15 protein-coding genes and 1 pseudogene are annotated in these 18,568 nt (G+C 66.1%); 7 read left to right on the top strand and 9 right to left on the bottom strand.

Translation table 11 applies throughout. From position 1 onward, the window contains the following. Positions 1 to 109: 109 nt before the first annotated feature. Together F0U60_RS35175 and F0U60_RS35170 are read right to left on the bottom strand one after the other, a co-directional pair. A protein-coding gene (locus F0U60_RS35175) for an IS5 family transposase (RefSeq protein ID WP_395806428.1) occupies positions 110 to 924 on the bottom strand; the annotation gives its coding sequence in 2 pieces (ribosomal slippage) (positions 110 to 582 and positions 582 to 924; 816 coding nt in all). Positions 925 to 1,490: 566 nt separating this feature from the next. Then, on the bottom strand, positions 1,491 to 3,023 hold the full coding sequence (locus F0U60_RS35170; RefSeq protein ID WP_395806427.1) for a c-type cytochrome: 1,533 nt from the start codon (positions 3,021 to 3,023) through the stop codon (positions 1,491 to 1,493). Between the two features lie 266 nt (positions 3,024 to 3,289). On the opposite strand from F0U60_RS35170, the gene F0U60_RS35165 reads away from it, so the two are divergent. Next, on the top strand, positions 3,290 to 4,234 hold the full coding sequence (locus tag F0U60_RS35165; protein ID WP_395806426.1) for a TetR/AcrR family transcriptional regulator C-terminal domain-containing protein: 945 nt from the start codon (positions 3,290 to 3,292) through the stop codon (positions 4,232 to 4,234). A 322-nt stretch (positions 4,235 to 4,556) separates the two neighbouring features. Here F0U60_RS35165 and F0U60_RS35160 read toward each other — a convergent pair whose 3' ends face one another. Genes F0U60_RS35160 through F0U60_RS35150 form a run of 3 tightly spaced genes read right to left on the bottom strand, consistent with a single transcriptional unit; the run spans position 4,557 to position 7,578 of the window. Continuing rightward, positions 4,557 to 5,849: a sensor histidine kinase gene (locus tag F0U60_RS35160; protein WP_395806425.1), complete on the bottom strand. Its 1,293-nt coding sequence runs from the start codon at positions 5,847 to 5,849 to the stop codon at positions 4,557 to 4,559. After that, positions 5,846 to 6,511: a response regulator transcription factor gene (locus F0U60_RS35155; RefSeq protein WP_395825599.1), complete on the bottom strand. Its 666-nt coding sequence runs from the start codon at positions 6,509 to 6,511 to the stop codon at positions 5,846 to 5,848. The genes F0U60_RS35160 and F0U60_RS35155 overlap by 4 nt, the downstream gene beginning before the upstream one ends. Before the next feature lie 8 nt (positions 6,512 to 6,519). Further along, a complete protein-coding gene (locus F0U60_RS35150; protein ID WP_395806424.1) occupies positions 6,520 to 7,578 on the bottom strand; it encodes a type 1 glutamine amidotransferase domain-containing protein in 1,059 nt (352 codons plus the stop codon). A 2-nt stretch (positions 7,579 to 7,580) separates the two neighbouring features. On the opposite strand from F0U60_RS35150, the pseudogene F0U60_RS35145 reads away from it, so the two are divergent. The 5 genes and pseudogenes from F0U60_RS35145 to F0U60_RS35125 all read left to right on the top strand — a co-directional run. Next, positions 7,581 to 8,311 (top strand): annotated as a pseudogene (locus F0U60_RS35145) (cupin domain-containing protein); the annotation flags it as partial. A gap of 72 nt (positions 8,312 to 8,383) precedes the next feature. Continuing rightward, positions 8,384 to 8,830 (top strand): helix-turn-helix domain-containing protein, encoded by a 447-nt coding sequence (locus F0U60_RS35140; RefSeq protein ID WP_395825596.1) that lies wholly within the window; start codon positions 8,384 to 8,386, stop codon positions 8,828 to 8,830. Between the two features lie 141 nt (positions 8,831 to 8,971). Continuing rightward, positions 8,972 to 9,868, top strand: coding sequence for an SDR family oxidoreductase (locus F0U60_RS35135; protein ID WP_395806423.1), 897 nt, complete (start codon positions 8,972 to 8,974; stop codon positions 9,866 to 9,868). A 349-nt stretch (positions 9,869 to 10,217) separates the two neighbouring features. Next, positions 10,218 to 10,634 carry a helix-turn-helix domain-containing protein gene (locus F0U60_RS35130; RefSeq protein WP_395806422.1) on the top strand — a complete coding sequence of 139 codons (417 nt, stop codon included), beginning with the start codon at positions 10,218 to 10,220 and terminating at the stop codon, positions 10,632 to 10,634. A 102-nt stretch (positions 10,635 to 10,736) separates the two neighbouring features. Further along, complete coding sequence (locus F0U60_RS35125; protein WP_395806421.1) at positions 10,737 to 11,150, top strand: DUF4180 domain-containing protein; 414 nt, start codon at positions 10,737 to 10,739, stop codon at positions 11,148 to 11,150. A 27-nt stretch (positions 11,151 to 11,177) separates the two neighbouring features. Here F0U60_RS35125 and F0U60_RS35120 read toward each other — a convergent pair whose 3' ends face one another. From F0U60_RS35120 to F0U60_RS35105, 4 genes are all read right to left on the bottom strand, one after another. Further along, on the bottom strand, positions 11,178 to 11,312 hold the full coding sequence (locus F0U60_RS35120) for a hypothetical protein (RefSeq protein ID WP_395806420.1): 135 nt from the start codon (positions 11,310 to 11,312) through the stop codon (positions 11,178 to 11,180). Between the two features lie 148 nt (positions 11,313 to 11,460). After that, positions 11,461 to 14,019, bottom strand: coding sequence for a right-handed parallel beta-helix repeat-containing protein (locus F0U60_RS35115; RefSeq protein WP_395806419.1), 2,559 nt, complete (start codon positions 14,017 to 14,019; stop codon positions 11,461 to 11,463). Between the two features lie 73 nt (positions 14,020 to 14,092). Then, complete coding sequence (locus F0U60_RS35110) at positions 14,093 to 15,703, bottom strand: DUF1552 domain-containing protein (protein WP_395806418.1); 1,611 nt, start codon at positions 15,701 to 15,703, stop codon at positions 14,093 to 14,095. Further along, on the bottom strand, positions 15,700 to 17,496 hold the full coding sequence (locus F0U60_RS35105; RefSeq protein WP_395806417.1) for a DUF1592 domain-containing protein: 1,797 nt from the start codon (positions 17,494 to 17,496) through the stop codon (positions 15,700 to 15,702). Before F0U60_RS35105 ends, F0U60_RS35110 begins: the two co-directional genes overlap by 4 nt. A gap of 119 nt (positions 17,497 to 17,615) precedes the next feature. Between F0U60_RS35105 and F0U60_RS35100 the strand changes: the two genes are divergently transcribed. Next, a complete protein-coding gene (locus F0U60_RS35100; RefSeq protein ID WP_395806416.1) occupies positions 17,616 to 18,542 on the top strand; it encodes a hypothetical protein in 927 nt (308 codons plus the stop codon). Positions 18,543 to 18,568: the final 26 nt, after the last annotated feature.

The raw sequence follows: 18,568 nt of genomic DNA, 5'->3' as shown, positions 1-18,568 counted from the left end.
TGGAGCGAACATCGTTCCCAGCGCTTTTCAGGTCAGACCTTGACTCCCATGTCACTAAGAACTCGTTTCAAAAATGGACCAGAGAGGGCAGGTAACCTGCCCTGCCTATTCAGGGACCATCTCGTAAGTGGCGCTCCAACTCGCGGTAGAGGATGAGGCAGCAGCCGAGACGGAGGAGCGAGAGGTGCATCTGCGCACTTCGCTCCTCTCGCACCCGCAGGCGTTTCATCGTGTGAACCCACCCCAAGGAACGCTCCACCACCCAGCGGTGGCGCCCCAGTCGCTCCTTCGATTCGATGCCCCTGCGTGCGATGCGCGGGATGATGTGGCGCTTGCGCAGGCTGCGCCGGACATCGGCGTAGTCGTACCCCTTGTCGCCATGTCCTTTGGCTGGGCGCCTCCTTGGCCTGCCGCGCGGCCCTTTGATGGGGAGAATGGCGTCGAGCAGTGGCAGGGCCTTGCGCTTGTCGTGCACGTTGGCCGCCGAGAGCAAGATCGCCAGTGGCAGTCCCTTGCGGTCTACGACCAGGTGGTGCTTGCTGCCCGCCTTCCCTCTATCCGTTGGATTCGGGCCCGTTTGTTCCCCCCTTTTTCGGCCCGCACGCTGCTGGAGTCGAACGCGGCCCGGCTCCAGTCAATGAGCCCTTGTTGGCCCAGCTCGTTGAGCAACTGCCGTTGCAACTTCTCGAACACCCCCGCCCGACCCCACTGGCGTAGCCTTCGCCAGCACGTTGCCCCACTGCACCCGAACACCTCGGCTGGTAGGTCGCGCCAGGCGATACCCGTCTTGAGCACGAAGATGATGCCCCGCAGGCACGCCCGGTCATCTCGAGGCGGGCGACCTCTACCTCTGCGGTGTCGATGTCGTGGCAGGAGCGGAACTACCCGTTCCCACAACTCGTCCGGAACCAACTCGCGCTTCATGCCGCGCGAAGATACTCACCGCAGAAGTAGTAGGCATTCCCCTTACTTCCTAGGTTCATTTCTGAAACAAGCCGAGCAGGCAGGTCATGTTACCTTCCTGCCCTGGTCCATTTTTAAAACGAGTTCTAACCTGACGGGCAGCCGCTCCCGCAGATGGAGATGGGATTGACACCGTCCGGGGTGACACACGTGCGGCCGCTATAGGCGCTGTTACAGTTGTTGGAGGGGGCGCAGCCGTAATCACAGTATTTGCTTGTGGTGAAGTCGCCAGGGGGACAGCTGTTGCAGACGGCCGCCTCGCGCGGCGAGTGACATTGCTCTCGAGCGTCCAGGGACGGGGCGATCCTGGCTTCACCCCGCCGGGCCGCCCAGCAACCCAAGCTCCAGCATCGATTCCATGGCGTGTCCCTCCTTCGACGTCTAGCGGCCCGGCCCACTCCACCCGCGCCGTCCTCTGATTGCTCGGCTCCTCCACCGTCGCGGCCAGGCAGAGGCTCTCCTTCTGGGGGCCCGCCTCCGTCCCCGCTTGAGGGAGAGACTGCGTCCGGACGTGAGCTCCCGGTGGCTCAGAGCTTGTTCAGGAACTTGAGCAGATCCTGCTTCTGGGCAGTGCTGAGCGCCTCGGGCGGAGCGCCGGGGAACTCGGGCGGGTGGACGGCCGGCAGGTTCAGGGGGGCGGTGACGGGCAGGATGAACCGGCTGTAGGTGTCGACGACATCCTGCAGGGTCTCATGGCTGTTGTCATGGAAGTACGGGGCTGTCCGCGCGACACCTCGAAGCGGCGGTGTGTCGAAGGCCTCGAAGTCCCTCGGATCGCCGGTGATGAGGGCGCGGCCGGGATCGGTGGTGAACCACTGCGGGGCCAGGTTGGGGCCGGCAATGGGAGCTCCGTTCTCGTCCAGCGCGGGATTCAGATCATACGGATCTCCGCTGGCTGTTATCGGGAGGGGGGGCAGCTCGGTGATGGGATGCTGGCGCGAGCCATCCGTATAGAAGCGGAAGCGATATCGCGGCAGCTCGACGGAGGCGTTGTACGTGGGGAACTGCCCGATCTGTCCGAGATAGCTGAAGAATCCAGCTCCCACGTTGAGGAACTCGCTGTTCGGGTGGGGCACGTTCACGGGAGTGGGAGCCTGGCCCGGGACCACGGTGTGCACGACGTTGCCATCGGGCTCGAGCGCGAAGAACGAAGTGGCGTGGATGGCGCGGTTGGTGATCTGCGCCGTGGTGGCGCCTCCATGGCAGCCCGCGCAGGCGGCCTTGAAGAGCTCGCGGCCCCGCTTCTCCTGAGCGTTGAGCTGCATGTAGTCCTCGGGGAACGGGAGCTGCTCGACGGGGACACCGTGCTCGAGCAACTCCGAGACGAACCTCGCCCGAGGTGACGAGAACACGCTGCGCTGGAAGTCCGCGATCAGGTCGAGCTGAGCGGGCGTGACCGGGCCACCCTCGCTGTGGCTGGTGATGGCCGCCTGCGCCTGCTCTGACAGGTTGGAGGCACGGCCATCGAGCTGATACGGCCCGGTGATCGCCGTGTTCTCGATGCTCGGCACGCCGCGCCAGACGGCGATCTTCCGGTCGGCGGGCGTGATGATGTTGCCCCCGTTGTCGATGACATCCATGTTGTCGGGGAGCGGCAGGACGACGCGCACCAGGCCCTTCCTGAGGTGCTCGTACGTGGGGATGGCCGCGTTGGGATCATCCGCGTCGATGCGGTGGAACAGCGGGTCCTGGGGGTTGGCTGCCAGCCGCGCTTCGACATTCGCGGGCGACAGGGCCGTGTTCTCGGCGAGGACGTGGCACGTGGCGCAGGAGCGTCCGTTGGTGTGGGGAAACGGGAGGCTGAAGAGCTGTTTGCCGGCCGTGCTCACCGTGGTGACGGCCGCTTCAGTCTGCGCCGCCGAGGTTTCCTCCACCTCCTGAACGGGGTTCGAGCAGCTGGTGAGGGTGAGGCCGCCCAGTGCAATCGCAAGGGCCCGCCACGCGATGGATTGTCTGCGAGTCGTGTGCACACTGGCGCGGAAGCCATGACGGTGGAGCCAGTACGTCAACGCGGGCCCGGCGATGCTCGCACCGGAGACGAGGATGTTCTTGTTCTTCATCAGGACGATCCTGGGTGTGTCGTGGAAGCGGGTCCGGTGGCTTCGGCGAGGCGCCATGAGTACACCGTACGCGCCCAGCATGTACGTTGTACATGCAGGTGTTTTCACTCTAAGAGTCTGGTCATGACAATGCAATTCAGATGTGTCTGTACTAGGGCAGGAATGCTCTCGGCGGGGCCTGCGCCGTGGAGGCGATGCCCGTCTTCGCGGGGTTGGGGAGTCCGCTGCCTCCGTGCTCGCCGCTGTACTAGCTCACGAGGACACTCATGAAGGCCGAGCCACCCTACGTTCGAATCGTCACGGATATCCGGCGCCGCATCGCGGCCGGCGAGCTGCGGGCTGGAGACCGAGTGCCCTCGACCCGGCAGCTCGCGCGGGAGTGGGGTGTCGCGCTCGCGACCGCCACCAAGGCCCTCACCACCCTGTGCCAGCAGGGCGTCCTTCGAGCCGTCCCGCGCGTCGGCACCGTGGTCGCCGCCCCCGAGCCGCGGCCCTCGCCCTCACCGCGTGGTACCCGGCGACGCGCGACTCCTCAATCCGAGCAGGAGCTGTCGCGCGAGCGCATCGTGCGCGCCGCGCTCGGCATCGCCGATGTCCAGGGACTCCCGGAGCTGTCCATGCGCAGCGTCGCCGCCACGCTCGGGGTCCCCACCATGTCGCTGTACCGCCACGTGCCCGGCAAAGAGGAGCTCGTCCTGCTGATGGCCGATGCCGCGTTCGCGGAATGCGAGTTCCCTCGGAATCCTCCGCCGGGCTGGAGGGCCCAACTCGAGCTGGCGATGCGGCTGCACTGGTCGCTCTACAACCGTCACCCGTGGCTGGCGCGGGTAATCTCCCTCACCCGGCCGCACCTCCTCCCGAGCGGGATGGCCCATACCGAGTGGGTGTTGCGCGCGTTGGATGGCCTCGGGCTCGAGCTGGACACCATGCTCCAGGTGCACATCTCGCTGGTCGGCTTCGCGCGAGGAATCGCCATCGAGCTGGAAGCGGAGGTCGAGGCAGAAGCCGAGACCGGCCTCTCCAGCGATGAATGGATGAAATCCCAGAACGAGGAGATGGGCAGGATCCTCGCATCGGGACACTACCCGATGCTCTCCCGCGTCAACGCGGTGACCGACGAGCGCTTCGATCTCTCGCTCGACACGCTCTTCGAGTCCGGCCTGCAGCGGATGCTCGACGGCATCGCCGAGTTGCTCCGCCGGACCCGATGAGCAGCGCCGCGGGAGCGGCGTATAGGCGGGAGAGAAGCCATGTGGAGGGAGAGGGGTGGAGGGGAGGGGCCGAGAAGGGCCGCAGCCGGGGCCAGCAAGGCCGCGCGCCGAGCCGGTACACGGGGGACGGTACAACCCCTTGGGACACACCCCTGCCCAGGCCGCCCTGGCTTGAGGCGAGCCCACGCCTTGTCATTGGTTCATCGCCGCATTCTATGGAACATCGGCTCACGCCTGAGCGAGCAGTCCACCGTCATGGAGCATCTGGTCGGTCTTCAGCTCATGGAGTAGGGGGCCGCAGACATGGGGGCGGGTGGCTTTTTCATTTGCGCGGCGCCAGGGTCACGACTGTGCCGCCCTGCGCGCCGGCTTCCAGCTCCAGGGCCAGGCCAATGCGGTCCGCCAGGCGGCGGGCAATCGAGAGGCCCAGGCCATGGCCGCTGCTGGTGCCGCCCTTCACGCCCGGTTCGAACAACCGCGCGCGGATCGCTGCGTCCACGCCGGGGCCGTCGTCGCGGACGACCAGCCTGCCATCAGCAAAACCGATGCTTACGCGCCCGGCCTGGGTGTGCTGAAAGGCGTTGCCGACGACGTTGGACAGCACGATTGCCAGCGCGGAGCGCGGCATGTGGAACTGGGCGCGCGGGTCGATTGCCACTTCGACCTCAACCGGCTTCCCTTCGAGCAGGTGCGCAAGCTGCACCACAGTGCTTTCGGCCAGCGGCAGGAGCGGCACCGGCTGTGCGGCATGCTCGGGCCGAGGCCCGGCGCCTTGCGCCAGGTCTTCGCGCGCCAGCGCCAGCAGGGTATCGACCGTTTGCGCCATCTGCGTCGCGGCGCTGCGGATGCGCTGGAGCTGTTGCGCGGCTTGCGGCGGCATAGGCTGTTCGGCCAACAGGAAGGCGGCGCCTTCGATCACGGCGAGCGGCGTGCGCAGTTCGTGGCTGGCGTCGCGCGTGAAGTGCTGCTCGCGTTCGATAAAGGCGGCCACGCGCGACATGGCGTCGTCCAGCGCCCGCGCCAGGGCGCCGATCTCATTGCGGGGATAGCCCGCCGCGAAGCCTTTCGGCAACTGGGCCGGAGCCGCTCTGCCTACCAGCTGCGCCAGTGATTCCAGCGGACGCGTGGCGCGCCAGGCCAGCCAGTAACCCAGCGCCAGCGTCAGCGCGAGTATGGCGAGCAGCGAGGTGCCCAGCAGGCCGAGCACCGTCGGCAGGCGGGGCCGGACCAGCAATTCACGACTGACCTCGGCCACCAGCAGGATCGGTGCTCCCCCGTGGGGTAGCGCCAGCTGGCGCACATGGTAATGGCGGCCTTCGTCGCCGAAAAATTCGCCGCCGCGCGCAACGCCCGGCTGGCGGCTCAAGTCGGCGGGCAAGCTGGAGGTGTCGCGGTGCAAGCTGACAAAAGGCCGCAATGGCGCTGCCAGCGCACCGGTCGTCCGCCAGTGTGCCTGCTGGTGCGCAGTTTCCTGAGCCAGGAGATTCGCGAAGAATTCATCCTCCAGCGTGTACATCAAGAGCACGGCAAACCCTGAAAACAGCAGCGCCGTGCACAAAGCGATCAGCCCAAAGGCCGATGTGATGCGGCGGCGCAGGCTGTGGGGCGCCGTCATGCGCTGGCATCCAGGCGGAAGCCGACGCCATGCACGGTCATCAGCATGGGCTGCGCGAATGGCTTGTCCAGCGCCTGCCGCAGCTGGTACAGGTGGCTGCGCAGCGCATCCGAATCCGGCGGGTCGTCGTGCCACAGCACCTGCGTCAACTCGCTGCGCGTCATGACGCGCGGATGCGCCTCCGCCAGCGCCAGCAGCAACTGGTAGCCGGCCGGCTGGAGGCGCACCGGCTGGCCGTCGCGGGTGACTGTCTGCGCCCGGCGGTCTATCCGCAAGCTGCCCACCACCAGCGTGTAATCCCGATGCCGCAGAGCCAGCGCCTGGCAGCGAGCCAGCAATTCCTCCATGGCGAAAGGTTTGACGAGGTAGTCGTCGGCGCCGGCCTCGAAGCCCTGCAGTTTGTCCTGCAGCGTATCGCGCGCGGTCAGCATCAGCACCGGCAGGCGGCGCGGCAGGCGCGCACGCAACCGGCGGCACACTTCCAGCCCGTCGATACCCGGCAAGGCCAGGTCCAGCACCAGCACGTCGTAGGAATGCTCCAGGGCGAGCGCCAGCCCATGCTCGCCGTTCGCCGCGAAGTCCGCCGCGTGGCCAAGGCGGTCGAACGCATCGGCCAGGTTGCGGGCCAGCAGCTGGTTGTCTTCGACGACGAGTATATTCAGCGACATCCTTATCCCTTGGCGAGACGCTGCAACTGGAAAGCATCCGCCACCCTGCCCTGCATGCCCGCCACCACGGCGTGCATCAGCACAAGCATCTTATCAAAGCCCTTGCCCTGTCGGAGCTCTGCGCGCGCAGCTTCCAGGCCGTAGTTGTAGTACGCCGCCAACGCCAGCGTGCTGCGTTCTTCGGCGGTCTCGGGCCGCGCGGCCGGCGAAACGCCCAGCGCCGCCACCATCGCTTCCGCAGTGGCCCAGGTGGACCAGGGATTCTGGCCAGTGACCAGCTTGCCGTCCACCACGACGTGGCCGACGTACTTCGGCGCTGCAGTAAAGCGGGCGCCAAGCTGGCGCGCGCGGTCCTCCAGCAGGAAGGGCAAGCGCTGGCGGGCGTCCTTCATCAGGAACAGCTCCTCGTCATTGGAAAAACCGGTCATGCGGCGACCCGCGACCAGGCTTCGCCCATCGGCGCCGCGCGCGTCAAGCAGCGCCGCCGGGCCATGGCAGACGGCTCCCACCACGCCGCCGTGAGCCGCAATCGCGGAAGCGATGCGGGCCACGTCGGCATTGCCAGGAAAGTCAAACATGGCGCCCTTGCCGCCAACGAAATAGACCGCCGCGTAGGGCGTGGGGTCAACCTCGGCCAGCCGCAGCGTGGCATCGAGCTTGCGCTGCGCGCGAAGGTCGTTGAGGAAGGCATAGTCGGCGTCGCCCATGTCTTCAGTGTCGATACGTTCGGGCGGGCGGCCGCCCGCCGGCGAAGCGATATCGACCTCGAAACCGTTTGCCAGGAAGACGTAGTAGGCGCGCGCCAGCTCCGTCAGCTCGTAGCCAGCCTTCTTGCGCCCGTCCGGGAAATGCGCTGCGCTGGAGACGACGGCCAGCACCCGGCCGCGCGGGGCGGCTGGCGTGGTGGTGGCCAGCCAGGCAATATCGGCTGGCCGCGCCTGCGGATTCGCGCGCGGCTGCTGCTCCAGCCCAAAACTGAGGAAATACAGGTAGCCGGCAGATGCCAGCAGGACGAGGGTTGCGGCCAGCCAGGCCGCCGCACGCAGGAACTTCTTGAACATTCATGCCTCCATTCAGAAATGAATGGAGGCAAGGCTGCGCCGAAGCGCGTGAAAGAATTGTGAAGCCTGGCGCTTCTCCCTCCGGTTCAACGAGCACCCGTTCTACCGCTGAGGGCCTTGCTCAGCCGGGCCTCTCAGCGCGCGACGAACGCAGGCCACGGCTCCCATGCGCCGTTCGGCGTTCGAACTGTCGATGGCTTGAAGCACTGTCCGAGTTGCGCGATCGTTCGGAGGTGTCGAACGATCCCTTCTCGGACGTCCTTCAATTGACGGAAGCGAACTCCGTCGTCTCCGGCGGCTTCATCGCGAGGGGAGCCTGGTCCCTTCGTTTTCCGGCGCTGGAAAAGCTCAAGTTCTCCGCGGTCGCACGGGGGAGCTGCTGGCTGCGCGTGGACGGGCAGAAGAAGGGTGTGCTGCTGAACGAGGGCGACGTCATTCTCCTCCCCGGCCGGTACGGCTTCGTCACGGCCAGCAGCCTGACGATACCGCCGAAGGATGCATACCGCATGTTGGCACCCAGGCGCGGGGCCTTCGCGGAGATCGGCGACGGTGACGGCTCCGAATGCGCCCTCATCTCCGGAATGGTTTCGCTCCACCCGTCGAGCGGCTCTCTGCTGACGGACGTCCTCCCCGCGCTCGTCCACGTGCGCGCCGTGTCTCCCAGGCCGCGCCGCTCCAATGGATCGTCGAACAGATCTTCCAGGAGCAGAGCTCGACGTTGCCGGGAGCCAGCGTCGCGTCCGCACAGCTCGCGCAGCTCCTGTTCGTCCAGATTCTGCGCGCGCACCTCGCGAGCTCCGGGACGATGCCCTCCGGCTGGCTCCGCGCGATCAGCGATGAACGGATCACCCCCGCGCTGCGGCTGATGCATGGCGACCCGGGGCGCGCATGGACCCTGCAGGAGCTCGCGAAGGCCTCCGCCATGTCGCGCACCACTTTCGCGGTGCGCTTCAAGTCCGTTGCCGGTGTGGCACCGCTCGCCTATCTCGTGGAGTGGCGCATGCGCCTGGCGCAGCGGAGCCTGCGCGAAGAGGGCACGTCGATCTCGGAGATCGCCACCTCGCTGGGCTACACGTCCGAGAGCGCCTTCAGCAACGCGTTCAAGCGCGTGACGGGCACCGCTCCGCGCGACTATCGAAACGCGGCCCGGAACCTTCAGCCGACCTCTCACGACGTGTTCGAGCTCGAGACCGGTCCGCGCACCATGGCCGGTAGACGCGTCCCACCCCGGGCATCCAGCCACTCGGAGTAGGGACACGACCCGCCGAACGATCGCGCAAGTCTTCCGCACCCCAGCGCATTCCAAGTCCGGTTTGCCCCACGTATGTCTTTGCTCGCGAGCGCGACGAGGCGTCGGTCGCCTCTGTCTGGCGCCGCACCCAGGAGCAATGCCATGCGAGTGTTCATCACCGGCGGTACGGGGTTCATCGGTTCAGCCATCGTTCAGGAGCTCATCCAGGCGGGTCATCGGGTCCTCGGCCTGGCCCGCTCGGACAAGGCGGCCAGCGCGCTCGCCGCGGCGGGTGCCGAGGTCCATCGAGGAGATCTCGAGGATCCGGACAGCCTGAAGAGGGGAGTCGCCGCCGCCGAGGGCGTGATCCACAACGGTTTCATCCACGACTTCGCGAGGTTCAAGGAGGTCTGCGAGATCGAACGGCGCGCCATCGAGGCGCTGGGGGCCGGAGTCCTTGGCTCGGACCGTCCCCTGGTCATCACCTCGGGGACCGCGCTCATCGCTCCGGGCCGGCTCGCGAACGAGAACGACGCGCCAGGAGTCGACTCCAGCGTGATCCCCCGTGTCGTCACCGAGGAGACAGCAGCCTCACTGGCGGCTCGGGGAGCGCGCGTCTCCCTGGTCCGTCTCTCGCCCTCGGTCCACGGCGAGGGGGATCACGGCTTCGTGCCGACGCTCATCAGCATTGCGCGAGAGAAGGGCGTTTCGGCGTACATCGGGGATGGGCGCAACCGGTGGAACGCCGTGCACCGGCTCGATGCCGCCCGGCTCTTCAAGCTCGCACTCGAGAAGGCGCCCGAGGGCACACGGCTTCACGCAGTGGCGGAGGAGGCGGTGGCGTTCCGGGAGATTGCCGAAGTCATCGGGAGGCGCCTCAACCTTCCGGTCGTCTCCAAATCGCCCGAGGAGGCCGTGAGTCACTTCGGCTGGTTCGCGCCCTTCGCCGGACTCGATTGCCCGGCCTCGAGCAAGCTCACCCAGGAGCGTTTCGGGTGGCGTCCGGTTCAGCCCTCGCTCATCGCCGACCTCGAGAGCGGGAGCTACTTCAAGAGCTGAATCCGAGCCGTCACGGAGCGCCTAGCGCTCGGAGAGGCACTGCGCCGCACCGTGAGTTCTCCCGCCGCTACGGCTGATCAGGCCGTCCTGCTGGGAGCGGCCTCGACATCCACGAAGGCGACAAGCTCAATACCTGGGAGGGCGGCCTGGGCAGGCGTGTGCCCAACGGGGGCAGCACGGCCCACCGCCCTGGCTCCTCCAGCCCCACGCCCGCACCGGAGAGGGTGCCAGCGATGCGGTGAACGGGCGCGTCGAGCAGTGCCAATTGCTCCACAATGTGCTATATCGTCCCCACCAACTGAGCACTTCAGGGAACAATAGGGAACACGGATCGAAGCGGGAGCCGGGCATGTCGGAGGAGTTCTACACGGTCGAAATGGCGGCCGAGCGGCTGAGGCTGCACGTCAAGACCGTGCTGCGGTTCATCCGCGACGGGCGGCTCAGGGCGACACGGATCGGCAAGTCGTACCGGATCCTGCGCTCGGACCTGGAGGCCTTCGGCGGGGCACGCCCGAGGAGTGCTCCCTCGGTCCCGATGGCCCAGGTGACCAGCATCATCGACATCCCCGGCATCGGCCGGGAGGCGGCGATCCGGATGGCCAACCGGGTCGTCGCCGTCGTGGGCAGCCGGGAGGCCCACCCCGACCCCGTCCGCGTCGACACCGCCTATGACCCTGGGCGCGACCACCTGAAGCTCGTGGTGTTCGGTTCTCCGGGCGACACGGCCGAGCTCATCCGGCTCGTCCAGGCCTGGCTGGAGGAATGAGGTGGATGTCCTCCTTGATTCGACGGACACCCGGCGAAGGCTGGAGCGCCGCGCCCCATGCCCGCGGTCGCTCCTGGAATTCCTCACTGGAGGCCACACGCAATGACTGGAAGAATCCTCGAGCTCGCGGACGTGCGCGTATTCCTATGTGCGGCCGATGGGCCGATAATGGCAAGCGACCGTGATGCCGCCGACGTCATTGGCGAGCTCTACGGTACGGACGTGGGGCTGATCGCCATTCCTCTGGATCGCCTCACCCCGGACTTCCTGAAGCTTCGCTCGCGCCTCGCTGGGGAGATCCTCCAGAAGTTTGTGACCTACCGCTTCCGGGTGGCGCTCCTGGGCGACATCGCCGCAGCGGTCGAGGTGAGCGACGCGCTCAGGGACTTCGTCCGCGAGTCGAACCGCGGGGAGACGGTCTGGTTCGTCCGCGACCTGGCCGCGCTCGAACAGAAGCTCAAACACGTTCGTCAGCCCCTACCGTCGGGTCGCTCGTCAGCGCCCGACGGAGGGTAGCGCCGCTGAATGACGGAACCCGGCGGTCTACTGGGCCGCCTTGGGGTCCATCGGCTCCAAGGCCTGCTTGCCGCCGGCGGCGATGGCTTTCTTGATGGCCACACTGCTGGCCGATGGCAACGCGCACCTGCGCCGCAAGACAGAGAAGCTGCGCGAGCGCATCTTCCCGCGCCCCCCCGGGCACCTGACCCGCCGCGCCCTTCCCGACATCTCGTACCATACTCTCGAGTGCGCTCGGTGCTGGCCGAGCGCACCACATGGAGCACGGCCCAAAGGGCCCCAAGGAGCCCTTTGGGCTGGCTGGAATGTGTCAATGCGAGATGTCGGTAATGACAATGTCGTCCAGATATAGGCTGTCGCCCGCACCACCTGAATTGCTGTAGATATCCAGATAGGCATTGGCTGCGCCCGAGGGTGCGGCTACATTTGAAACGGCCCGCTGCCAGCTGGTGGTCAGGTTGTTGAGCGGAACCAGGTCGGTCTGGACAAGCTCTTGGTTTCCGTTAAACCATTTCACGCGCACCGTGACATTCGAGATGGCGCCCGAGCCCTGTTTCGCTACGTAACTGATCCGCTTGTTGCCTGCGGTTGTGGCGAAGCCGGGCCAGTTCGCCAGCTGCACGCCCCAGCCCCAGGGAGCGGCAACATTCACGAGCAAGCTGCCCGTACCGCGATATGCGTCCTGGGGAGTGGCAGAAATGCTGGCGGAATACCAGTCCTGCCATTGGCCAGCAGAACCTTCACCGCCGGCACTGGCAGCGTCGAGGGTGTTGGGCGCATCACCAACGACCATGTCGTCGAGATAGAAGTAATCTCCGGCATTGCCCGAGCCCGTCAAGTAGACCAGGGCAGTGCTTGCGCCGGCTGGTGCATCAACCACCGTGGACACCTTTTGCCAGGTCGCCGTCAAGGCGGGCAACGTCACCTCGTGAGTCTGGAGGACAGCGTGGCTGGCGTCCAGCCATTTCACGATCATCTTGGGCGTCAAGGCAGTTCCGGATCCAAGCTTGCCCCACAGGCTGAGTGTCTTGACGCCAGGTGTTGTAGCAAAGCCGGGCCAGTTCGCCAGTCCCACGCCCCAGCCCCGAGAATCCGTCACATCAACGCGCAGGCTGTGCGTACCGGTGTGGGCTTCTTCTGATGACCGGGCTACGGCCTCTGAGTACCAGTCCCGCCATTGGCCGACAGAGCCTTCGAGGGTTGATGTGTCAGCGTCCAGGTGGTTGGCCACGGAAGTCGGTGGGGGAGGCGTCCCGCCAGTGTCACCATCAATGGTGCTGCCGGCTTCTTGCGCATAGGGCGCAGACTGCCAGGTGCCAAAGCCAACTGTTTCGCCGAAGCCTTTGGCGAAGCGCCAATTGCCAAAGTATTTGTTGTCGTGGAATTTGTTGTTGTTTTTGAACATGACATCATTCTGGACACCGGAAACCGTATAGGGTGACCAGGACATGTTGTCGGCGCCGGTGGCATAGAGCGCCTGCACACCGCAGTAGGTTCCGGCGCACGGCACGACCGTGTTGTCGAAGTGGAATTCGTTGTTGTTCACCTCGATGTTCTTGGAGTGCCAGCGGCAGTCGGTCTTGTATGGCTCGGTGGCCACCTGGGTGTAGCAGGGGTGCGTGTCACTGATCGGATTGGGATAGTCGTAGTTGCGCGGCTCTTGCGGAATCAGGGTTGGGGTAATGAACGGCGTGCAATACCCCTTGCTGGTGTTGCCGTTGGAGTTACAGAACCGGTTGGCGTTTTCGTAGATAGAGACGCCAGAGAAGTTGTCTTCGAAGGAGTTGTCGTATATGCGGATCTTCGGCGCCCCGCTGATGGTAGAGGCCAGCCGTGAGTCACCACCCGACTCTGAAAGATAGATGGCTGGGCCCGGCGAGCCTAGATTACTATTGCCGCTCACCCAGGCGTTGCGGCGAATGGTGTTCTTGCGGATGGTGGCGTTGTAGCTGATCTCGTACCAGATGCCTTCGCCGTCGTTGTTTTCGATGTAGTTGCCTTCAAAAAGGAAGTCGATGTTGTTGGTGTCCGCCCACAGGCCGGTACCCCTGTTGTCATGGACCCAGTTGTTGGTCACTCGCGCACCATTGACATCCCAGAACTTGCCACCGCCGGTGCAGCCGCAGCCCTCGATGCGGCTTTCCCAGTCGTCCGTGTTATTGCCAGTGATTTCGTTGTGATCCAGGACGATGTTTTTGATCGCTGAATCACCCTCGACTGGCATCTTGAACATGCTGAAGCCGTACTGCCCATTGTTCTTCAAGCAGTTGTAGCGGACAATGTTGTTGGTGCCCAGGAAGACACCGGCGCCGTCGTTGTCGGATATGGTGTTGTACTCGACCGTCCAGCCCGCGCCTGAGTCGTGGTTGACCACGCCTTCGTTGTTGTTGTCCAGGCCTCGGCCGAAGTTCTTGATCGTCAGGTATTTGATGGTGACATTTTGAACATCACCCGTAAAGGCGTACAGGTTGAGATTCTGTCCGTCAATAATCGCGCCCGGCGCACCGATATAGGTGGTGTTGGCGCGGGCGACAATCTGGCCGTAAATGTCGTTGGCCAGTGTGTGCACGCCCGATTCAAACCAGAACGTTGCACCCGGTTGGTTGAAGTTGAAGCCGCTATTGTCACCCGCCGGAACCGTCACTGCACCTTCTGGCGGGGTGCTTGGACCGCTCAAGAGTTCGGTATTGCCGCAGATTTGGGCCGGAGGTGTTGTTGGCCAAGGCGGTGTTTCCGCCTGAGCAAGTCCGCTCCCTTGCATTGGAAAAGCCAGGCCGGCTACGAAGAACGCACGCAGCACGAGGGGCTCAATACGTCTCCCCGCCGTCTTGAGGGATGTGGAGATGGTCTGTCGGTCTTTGAGTCTCATGGTGTCCTTATCGTGATGTTGGATTGCCATTCTTTCGAGATTGCATGCTTGAAACATGGCCGTCCGGGGTCGGCTACGGCGCGAGAAACGGCAGCAGCTCTCCGGTCTTCTGCCACATCGACGACGGATAGGCCTGCGCCGAGGTAAAGCCTTTGTTCGTGAAGAAGTACTCGTACGTAGATTGGTACGACGCCTTCCAGCCGTAACCGGGATGGTCGGACTCACTCCACTCCGCCTTCGGGATGCCCATCGCCTGGAGCGCGGTGCCGAGCCACTGGTTGTAGAGGAGGCCTGCCCACAGGGAGTTGCCCTCGCTGCCCGTGCTGGAGTCTCCGCTCACCTTGCGCGTGGTGTTCCGGTAGTCGCAGTAGCTGCCGGTCTTGAGGGCGCCTCCCGCGCTCCCGGCGGTCACCACCGGGACGGAGAAGGAGAAGTGTGGAGTGTTGCCGTTCTCCTGGGCCCACGCGAGCAGCGAGTCATCCAGCAGCGTTCCTCCCGCGCCGTTCGAGAACCGCTCGAAACGGGAGACGAGGTCGAGGAACACCTGCGAGAAGAAGACCTGGTTGAACTGGACCACCAGGTCCTGGTTCGGCCCGGCGACGGTCGAGGGATGAACGACGTTGTTGTGCCAGTCTTCACCCTGCGGGGCGCGGGTGGTGAACGTCAGGTTCTGGTTGTTCTCGTCGATGCTGATGGTGGCGACGCGGCAGACGCCGCAGTTCATCGCCACGGCGAGCACCTCGTTGATGAGCCGGAAGTATTCGACGTTCTTCACGGGGTCTCCCGCAAAGAAGCCCGAGTGCTTGAGCGACAGGTTGTCGGTGGTGGGCCGCTGCGGCACCTGACAGCCGGCGCCGGTGGTCGCCTCCAGCCGGCGCTGCAGCTCGGCGACGGCGTCGATGTGCTGGTCCAGTCGCACTCGGTCCTCGGCCGACAGTCGGCTGTTGCCGTTGCGGAGCCGCCGATAGCTGTCGAGAATCCTGTCCACCACCGGTGCTCGGGTGTTGCCGGAGCCGCTGGTGCCGGCCAGCAGGATGTCGAACAGGGCGAGCGAGCTCTCCATGGAGCTGATGGGGCTCGAGGCGACCCCGGAGGAGCGAACCCCGGGGGTGTTGTAGCCCCAGCTCCCGCTCGCGGTGCCCGAGGCGGCGATGGCGACGCTTCGTTTCCGGACGGAGGCGACGCTCGGGTAGAAGGCCGGAGAGTAGGCCATCACCTGGTCGATGGTCGCCCGAGGCGACGCGGGCCGCTGCTTGTCGAAGTCGTAGTAGCCCAGCGCGGCGCCGAAGTTGTGACCCATGTACAGGGGGAAGTCGAGGCCCCGCAGGATGTTCATCTTCGAGACGAGGGTAGGCGTGAGCACCGTCGACCGCGCGGTCAGCACCCGGCTGATGACCGCATCACCGCTCGCGTTGACCGGCGCGGCCAGCGCCCCTCGCCGGACATCATGGCTCGCGTAGAACTGGGCCTGTGTCAGCGCCGAGTCCGCCGGCCACATGTTCGCGCCGAAGATGGCGCCATGGGGGGTACGGAAGTGCACGAAGCACTTCGGGCGCTGGGCCGTCTGGGCCTTCGCTTCCCTCGGGCTCAGCAGCGATGGGAGCAGCGGCAACGCCAGGACGGCTCCGCCCGCGCCGCGAAGGAACATGCGGCGGTCCACTCGGAAGACAGGTGTGTTGCTCACTGGAAGCTCCTCTGCTTGAACGTGGGGTGGTTGGCGAGCGCCTTCAGCATGTCGGCCATCGGCGCTCCGCTGCGCGCGACTGCCTCCATCTCCGAGAGCAGGCAGCCATCCCGCGAGGTGGACTCCACGCGAGCCTGCGAGAAGCGGAAGTACTGGAGCGCGATGCAGGACTCGAAGAGCTGGCTGTCATCAATCAACTGGGTGAGCTCGGCGACGCTGGAGACGAGCCGCCGCTCGGAGCCGTAGACCCGCACCTCCGCTACGGTGTCCACCGGGGGGGTGTTCGTCACGTGGCCCCGCGGGTCATACAGTCGCTCCACGCTGCGTTCCCGTCCGAGCGCATCGAACCCTTCCAGCACGAAGCCCGGCGGGTTGATGATCTGGTTATGACAGCCCCCACAACTGCCTCCGGAGGTGAGCTGGGTCACAGCCTGTCGCGTCGTCATGTCCTCGGTCGGCGAGGGAGGCCTGTCGCTGGTGTTGGGAGGTGGGGCCCCGACCTGCTGGCAGAGCAGCGCGTTGCGCACCATGTATCCTTTGTGGATGGGACGCGTCGACGCGGTTCCCGTGGCCAGCAGGGCAGCGCGTGTCAGCAGCCCGCCGCGGTTCTGGGAAGGGATGACCGGTGCCGGACCGGAGCCGCTCCAGACGGGCACACCGTAGATGGAGGCCAGGTAGTGATCCCCCGTGTAGGACCTCCGGTCGTGGAGGAAGTCGCTCACCGAGCCACCCGACACGATTGTCTGCCAGGCGGAGAGCTGGACGTCCTCGAACATCGCGGTGCGAGCAGCGTCCGTGGGCATCTCCTCCCCGACGAAGGCCTGATAGACCGGGTCGTTCCGGAGCGCGACCAGCGACGGCAGCTCCTCGAGCCGCAGCCACTCGCTGACGAACTCGTCCAGCGAGCTTCGCAGTTGGGGTCCTTGGAGCATCCGATTGAGCTGGGCAGCGAAGCCGGCCTCGGTCAGGAGCGAGCCATTGACCGCCCCGGCCCAGAGCTCGTCATCGGGAGGCGCTTGCCAGAATTGGTAGGACAGCCTCGAGGCCAGCTCGAACGCGGAGAGCGGGCTCACCGGCTGGCTGGCGTCGGTTCCATGCTCGACCCGGTAGAGAAACCAGGGCGAGTTCAGGAGCGCGGTGATGACGTCGGCCACCGCCGCCCTGTCCACCGGAGTGCTCCCCGCGATGTCCGCGAAGGCGGTGACCTCCGCCGCCGGCAGTGGGTGGCGCAAGACGCGGGAGCCCCAGCCGCGAATGAAGGTCTCCAGGCAGGCCCGGTCGTTGGCTGTCTGTCCGTCGCTCGCGCAGCTCCCCAGGAGGGCATTGCGGCGAGCGTCGCTGCCGGTGAGCTCCTGGGCCACGGCTTGCCCCAGGTCATACATGGCGTCGATCTGGGCCTGCTGGATGGACTGGTCCAGCCGGCTGTAGCCGCCTTTCAGGTCACCGGGGGCGGGTGTGCGCTGGTCCGTGGGGTACCGGGCGAAGGTGGGCGCTACCTTCGCCCAGATGGCGTCCGCCTCTCTCGGCAAGGCACGGGCAATGGCGAAGCGAAGCGAGTTCCCCAGTTGGGTCCGGGACAGCCTGGGCAATGGCAGGTCGACGGGGACGGCGTTCGCATCGCAGGAGAACTGCTCCGGTGCGGGGGGGATGGGCGCGGACGAAGCGGGCGGAGCGGGGTCGTCTTCGCCCGCGGAGTCGTTTCCGCCGATGGAGGTGGGTGGCTCGATTCTGCCAATGCAGGCGACGGCGCCCGCGCAGAGGAGCAGGAGGCTCAAATGGCGTGGAGAAGTCATGCCCCCACCTACGCGCCATGCCGAAAAAACTTTCCTCCCCGTGGGAACGGTCCGCTGGAGGGTCCGGACGGCCGAAGCTGACTGAGGTCCACGGTCGACGGTACTATCATCGTCACCGCATGACTGCTCTGCTCAGCGCGCTGTCCCTCGTCTTCCTGACCCAGGCCCCGGCGGTGTCCGTTTCCTTCGACCTTCGCCCCCTGTCCCATCAGGACTACCGGCGGTGGGAAGGTGTGGAGCTGGAGCGGAAGGTGGCGCTCCGGTTGATACAGGAGGGCTTCGCGGTCGTTTCTCCGGAGAGCCCGGCGCAGCTTCGACTGCGCGCGAGCCGCACTCCCGAAGGACTGCGGCTCGATGCAGCCGGGCCACGGCAGCGGATCGCGCAGCACGTTCGCATGGGGCGGGGCTCGCTCGCGGAGCTCCACTTGGAGATCGCACAGAAGCTGTCCGAGATGACGCGGGCGCTGAAGCCCGAGCTGGAGCCGCCCCCGCCCGAGCCCCGGGCGGCCGAACCTGCTGGGCCCGTGCCCCAGCCCCCCGTGGGGGTGGTTTTCGCCCCACGGAGCTCAGAGCTGGACCTGAGCCTGGGCCTGGGTTCGCTCTGGCGTGGGCCCGCCGTCGACCCACACCTCCTGCTGTCCATCCGGCAGGGCCTGGGGGCGTTCGGCCTCGAGGCGGAGGCGGGACTCGGGGGGGCTCGCGGCGCGGAGCTGTCCGTGCTCGAGGTGCAAGGTGGCGCCTTCTTCAGCTATCGGCTCTCCGCGTCGGAGCGTCTTCAGCTCGAACCTGGCGTGGGCGCGGGCGTCGTCCTCCACACCTACCAGCTCGCGGCCTCCTGGGTGTCGGCCCGGTCCGGTACGCAGGTGTCTCCCGCGGGCTGGGCCCGGATGAAGCTCCGGTGGAGGTTCACCGAGCGCCTCGCGGCGGAGCTGCGCGTGGCCCTGGGCCTGCTGAGGCCAGTGAGCCATGCGAGCGAGGGCGGAACGCTGTGGTCGCGGGGAGGCGCGAGGCTCGAAACCGGCGCCAGCCTCTCCTGGTGGCTGTAACTTCCGAGGAAAGTTTCTCCGGCGCC

It is taken from the genome of Archangium minus, from assembly GCF_044360475.1.
Taxonomy (GTDB): Bacteria; Myxococcota; Myxococcia; order Myxococcales; family Myxococcaceae; genus Archangium; species Archangium minus.
Note: the sequence above shows the minus strand (reverse complement) of the source record. Positions and strands in the feature narration are given on the sequence as shown.

Excerpts from the sequence above, each read along its gene's own strand:
- F0U60_RS35170 (WP_395806427.1), bottom strand. The coding sequence starts at position 3,023 with ATGAAGAACAAGAACATCCTCGTCTCCGGTGCGAGCATCGCCGGGCCC.
- F0U60_RS35165 (WP_395806426.1), top strand. The coding sequence starts at position 3,290 with ATGAAGGCCGAGCCACCCTACGTTCGAATCGTCACGGATATCCGGCGC.
- F0U60_RS35160 (WP_395806425.1), bottom strand. The coding sequence starts at position 5,849 with ATGACGGCGCCCCACAGCCTGCGCCGCCGCATCACATCGGCCTTTGGG.
- F0U60_RS35150 (WP_395806424.1), bottom strand. The coding sequence starts at position 7,578 with ATGTTCAAGAAGTTCCTGCGTGCGGCGGCCTGGCTGGCCGCAACCCTC.
- F0U60_RS35140 (WP_395825596.1), top strand. The coding sequence starts at position 8,384 with ATGCCCTCCGGCTGGCTCCGCGCGATCAGCGATGAACGGATCACCCCC.
- F0U60_RS35135 (WP_395806423.1), top strand. The coding sequence starts at position 8,972 with ATGCGAGTGTTCATCACCGGCGGTACGGGGTTCATCGGTTCAGCCATC.
- F0U60_RS35130 (WP_395806422.1), top strand. The coding sequence starts at position 10,218 with ATGTCGGAGGAGTTCTACACGGTCGAAATGGCGGCCGAGCGGCTGAGG.
- F0U60_RS35125 (WP_395806421.1), top strand. The coding sequence starts at position 10,737 with ATGACTGGAAGAATCCTCGAGCTCGCGGACGTGCGCGTATTCCTATGT.
- F0U60_RS35120 (WP_395806420.1), bottom strand. The coding sequence starts at position 11,312 with ATGCGCTCGCGCAGCTTCTCTGTCTTGCGGCGCAGGTGCGCGTTGCCA.
- F0U60_RS35115 (WP_395806419.1), bottom strand. The coding sequence starts at position 14,019 with ATGAGACTCAAAGACCGACAGACCATCTCCACATCCCTCAAGACGGCG.
- F0U60_RS35105 (WP_395806417.1), bottom strand. The coding sequence starts at position 17,496 with ATGACTTCTCCACGCCATTTGAGCCTCCTGCTCCTCTGCGCGGGCGCC.
- F0U60_RS35100 (WP_395806416.1), top strand. The coding sequence starts at position 17,616 with ATGACTGCTCTGCTCAGCGCGCTGTCCCTCGTCTTCCTGACCCAGGCC.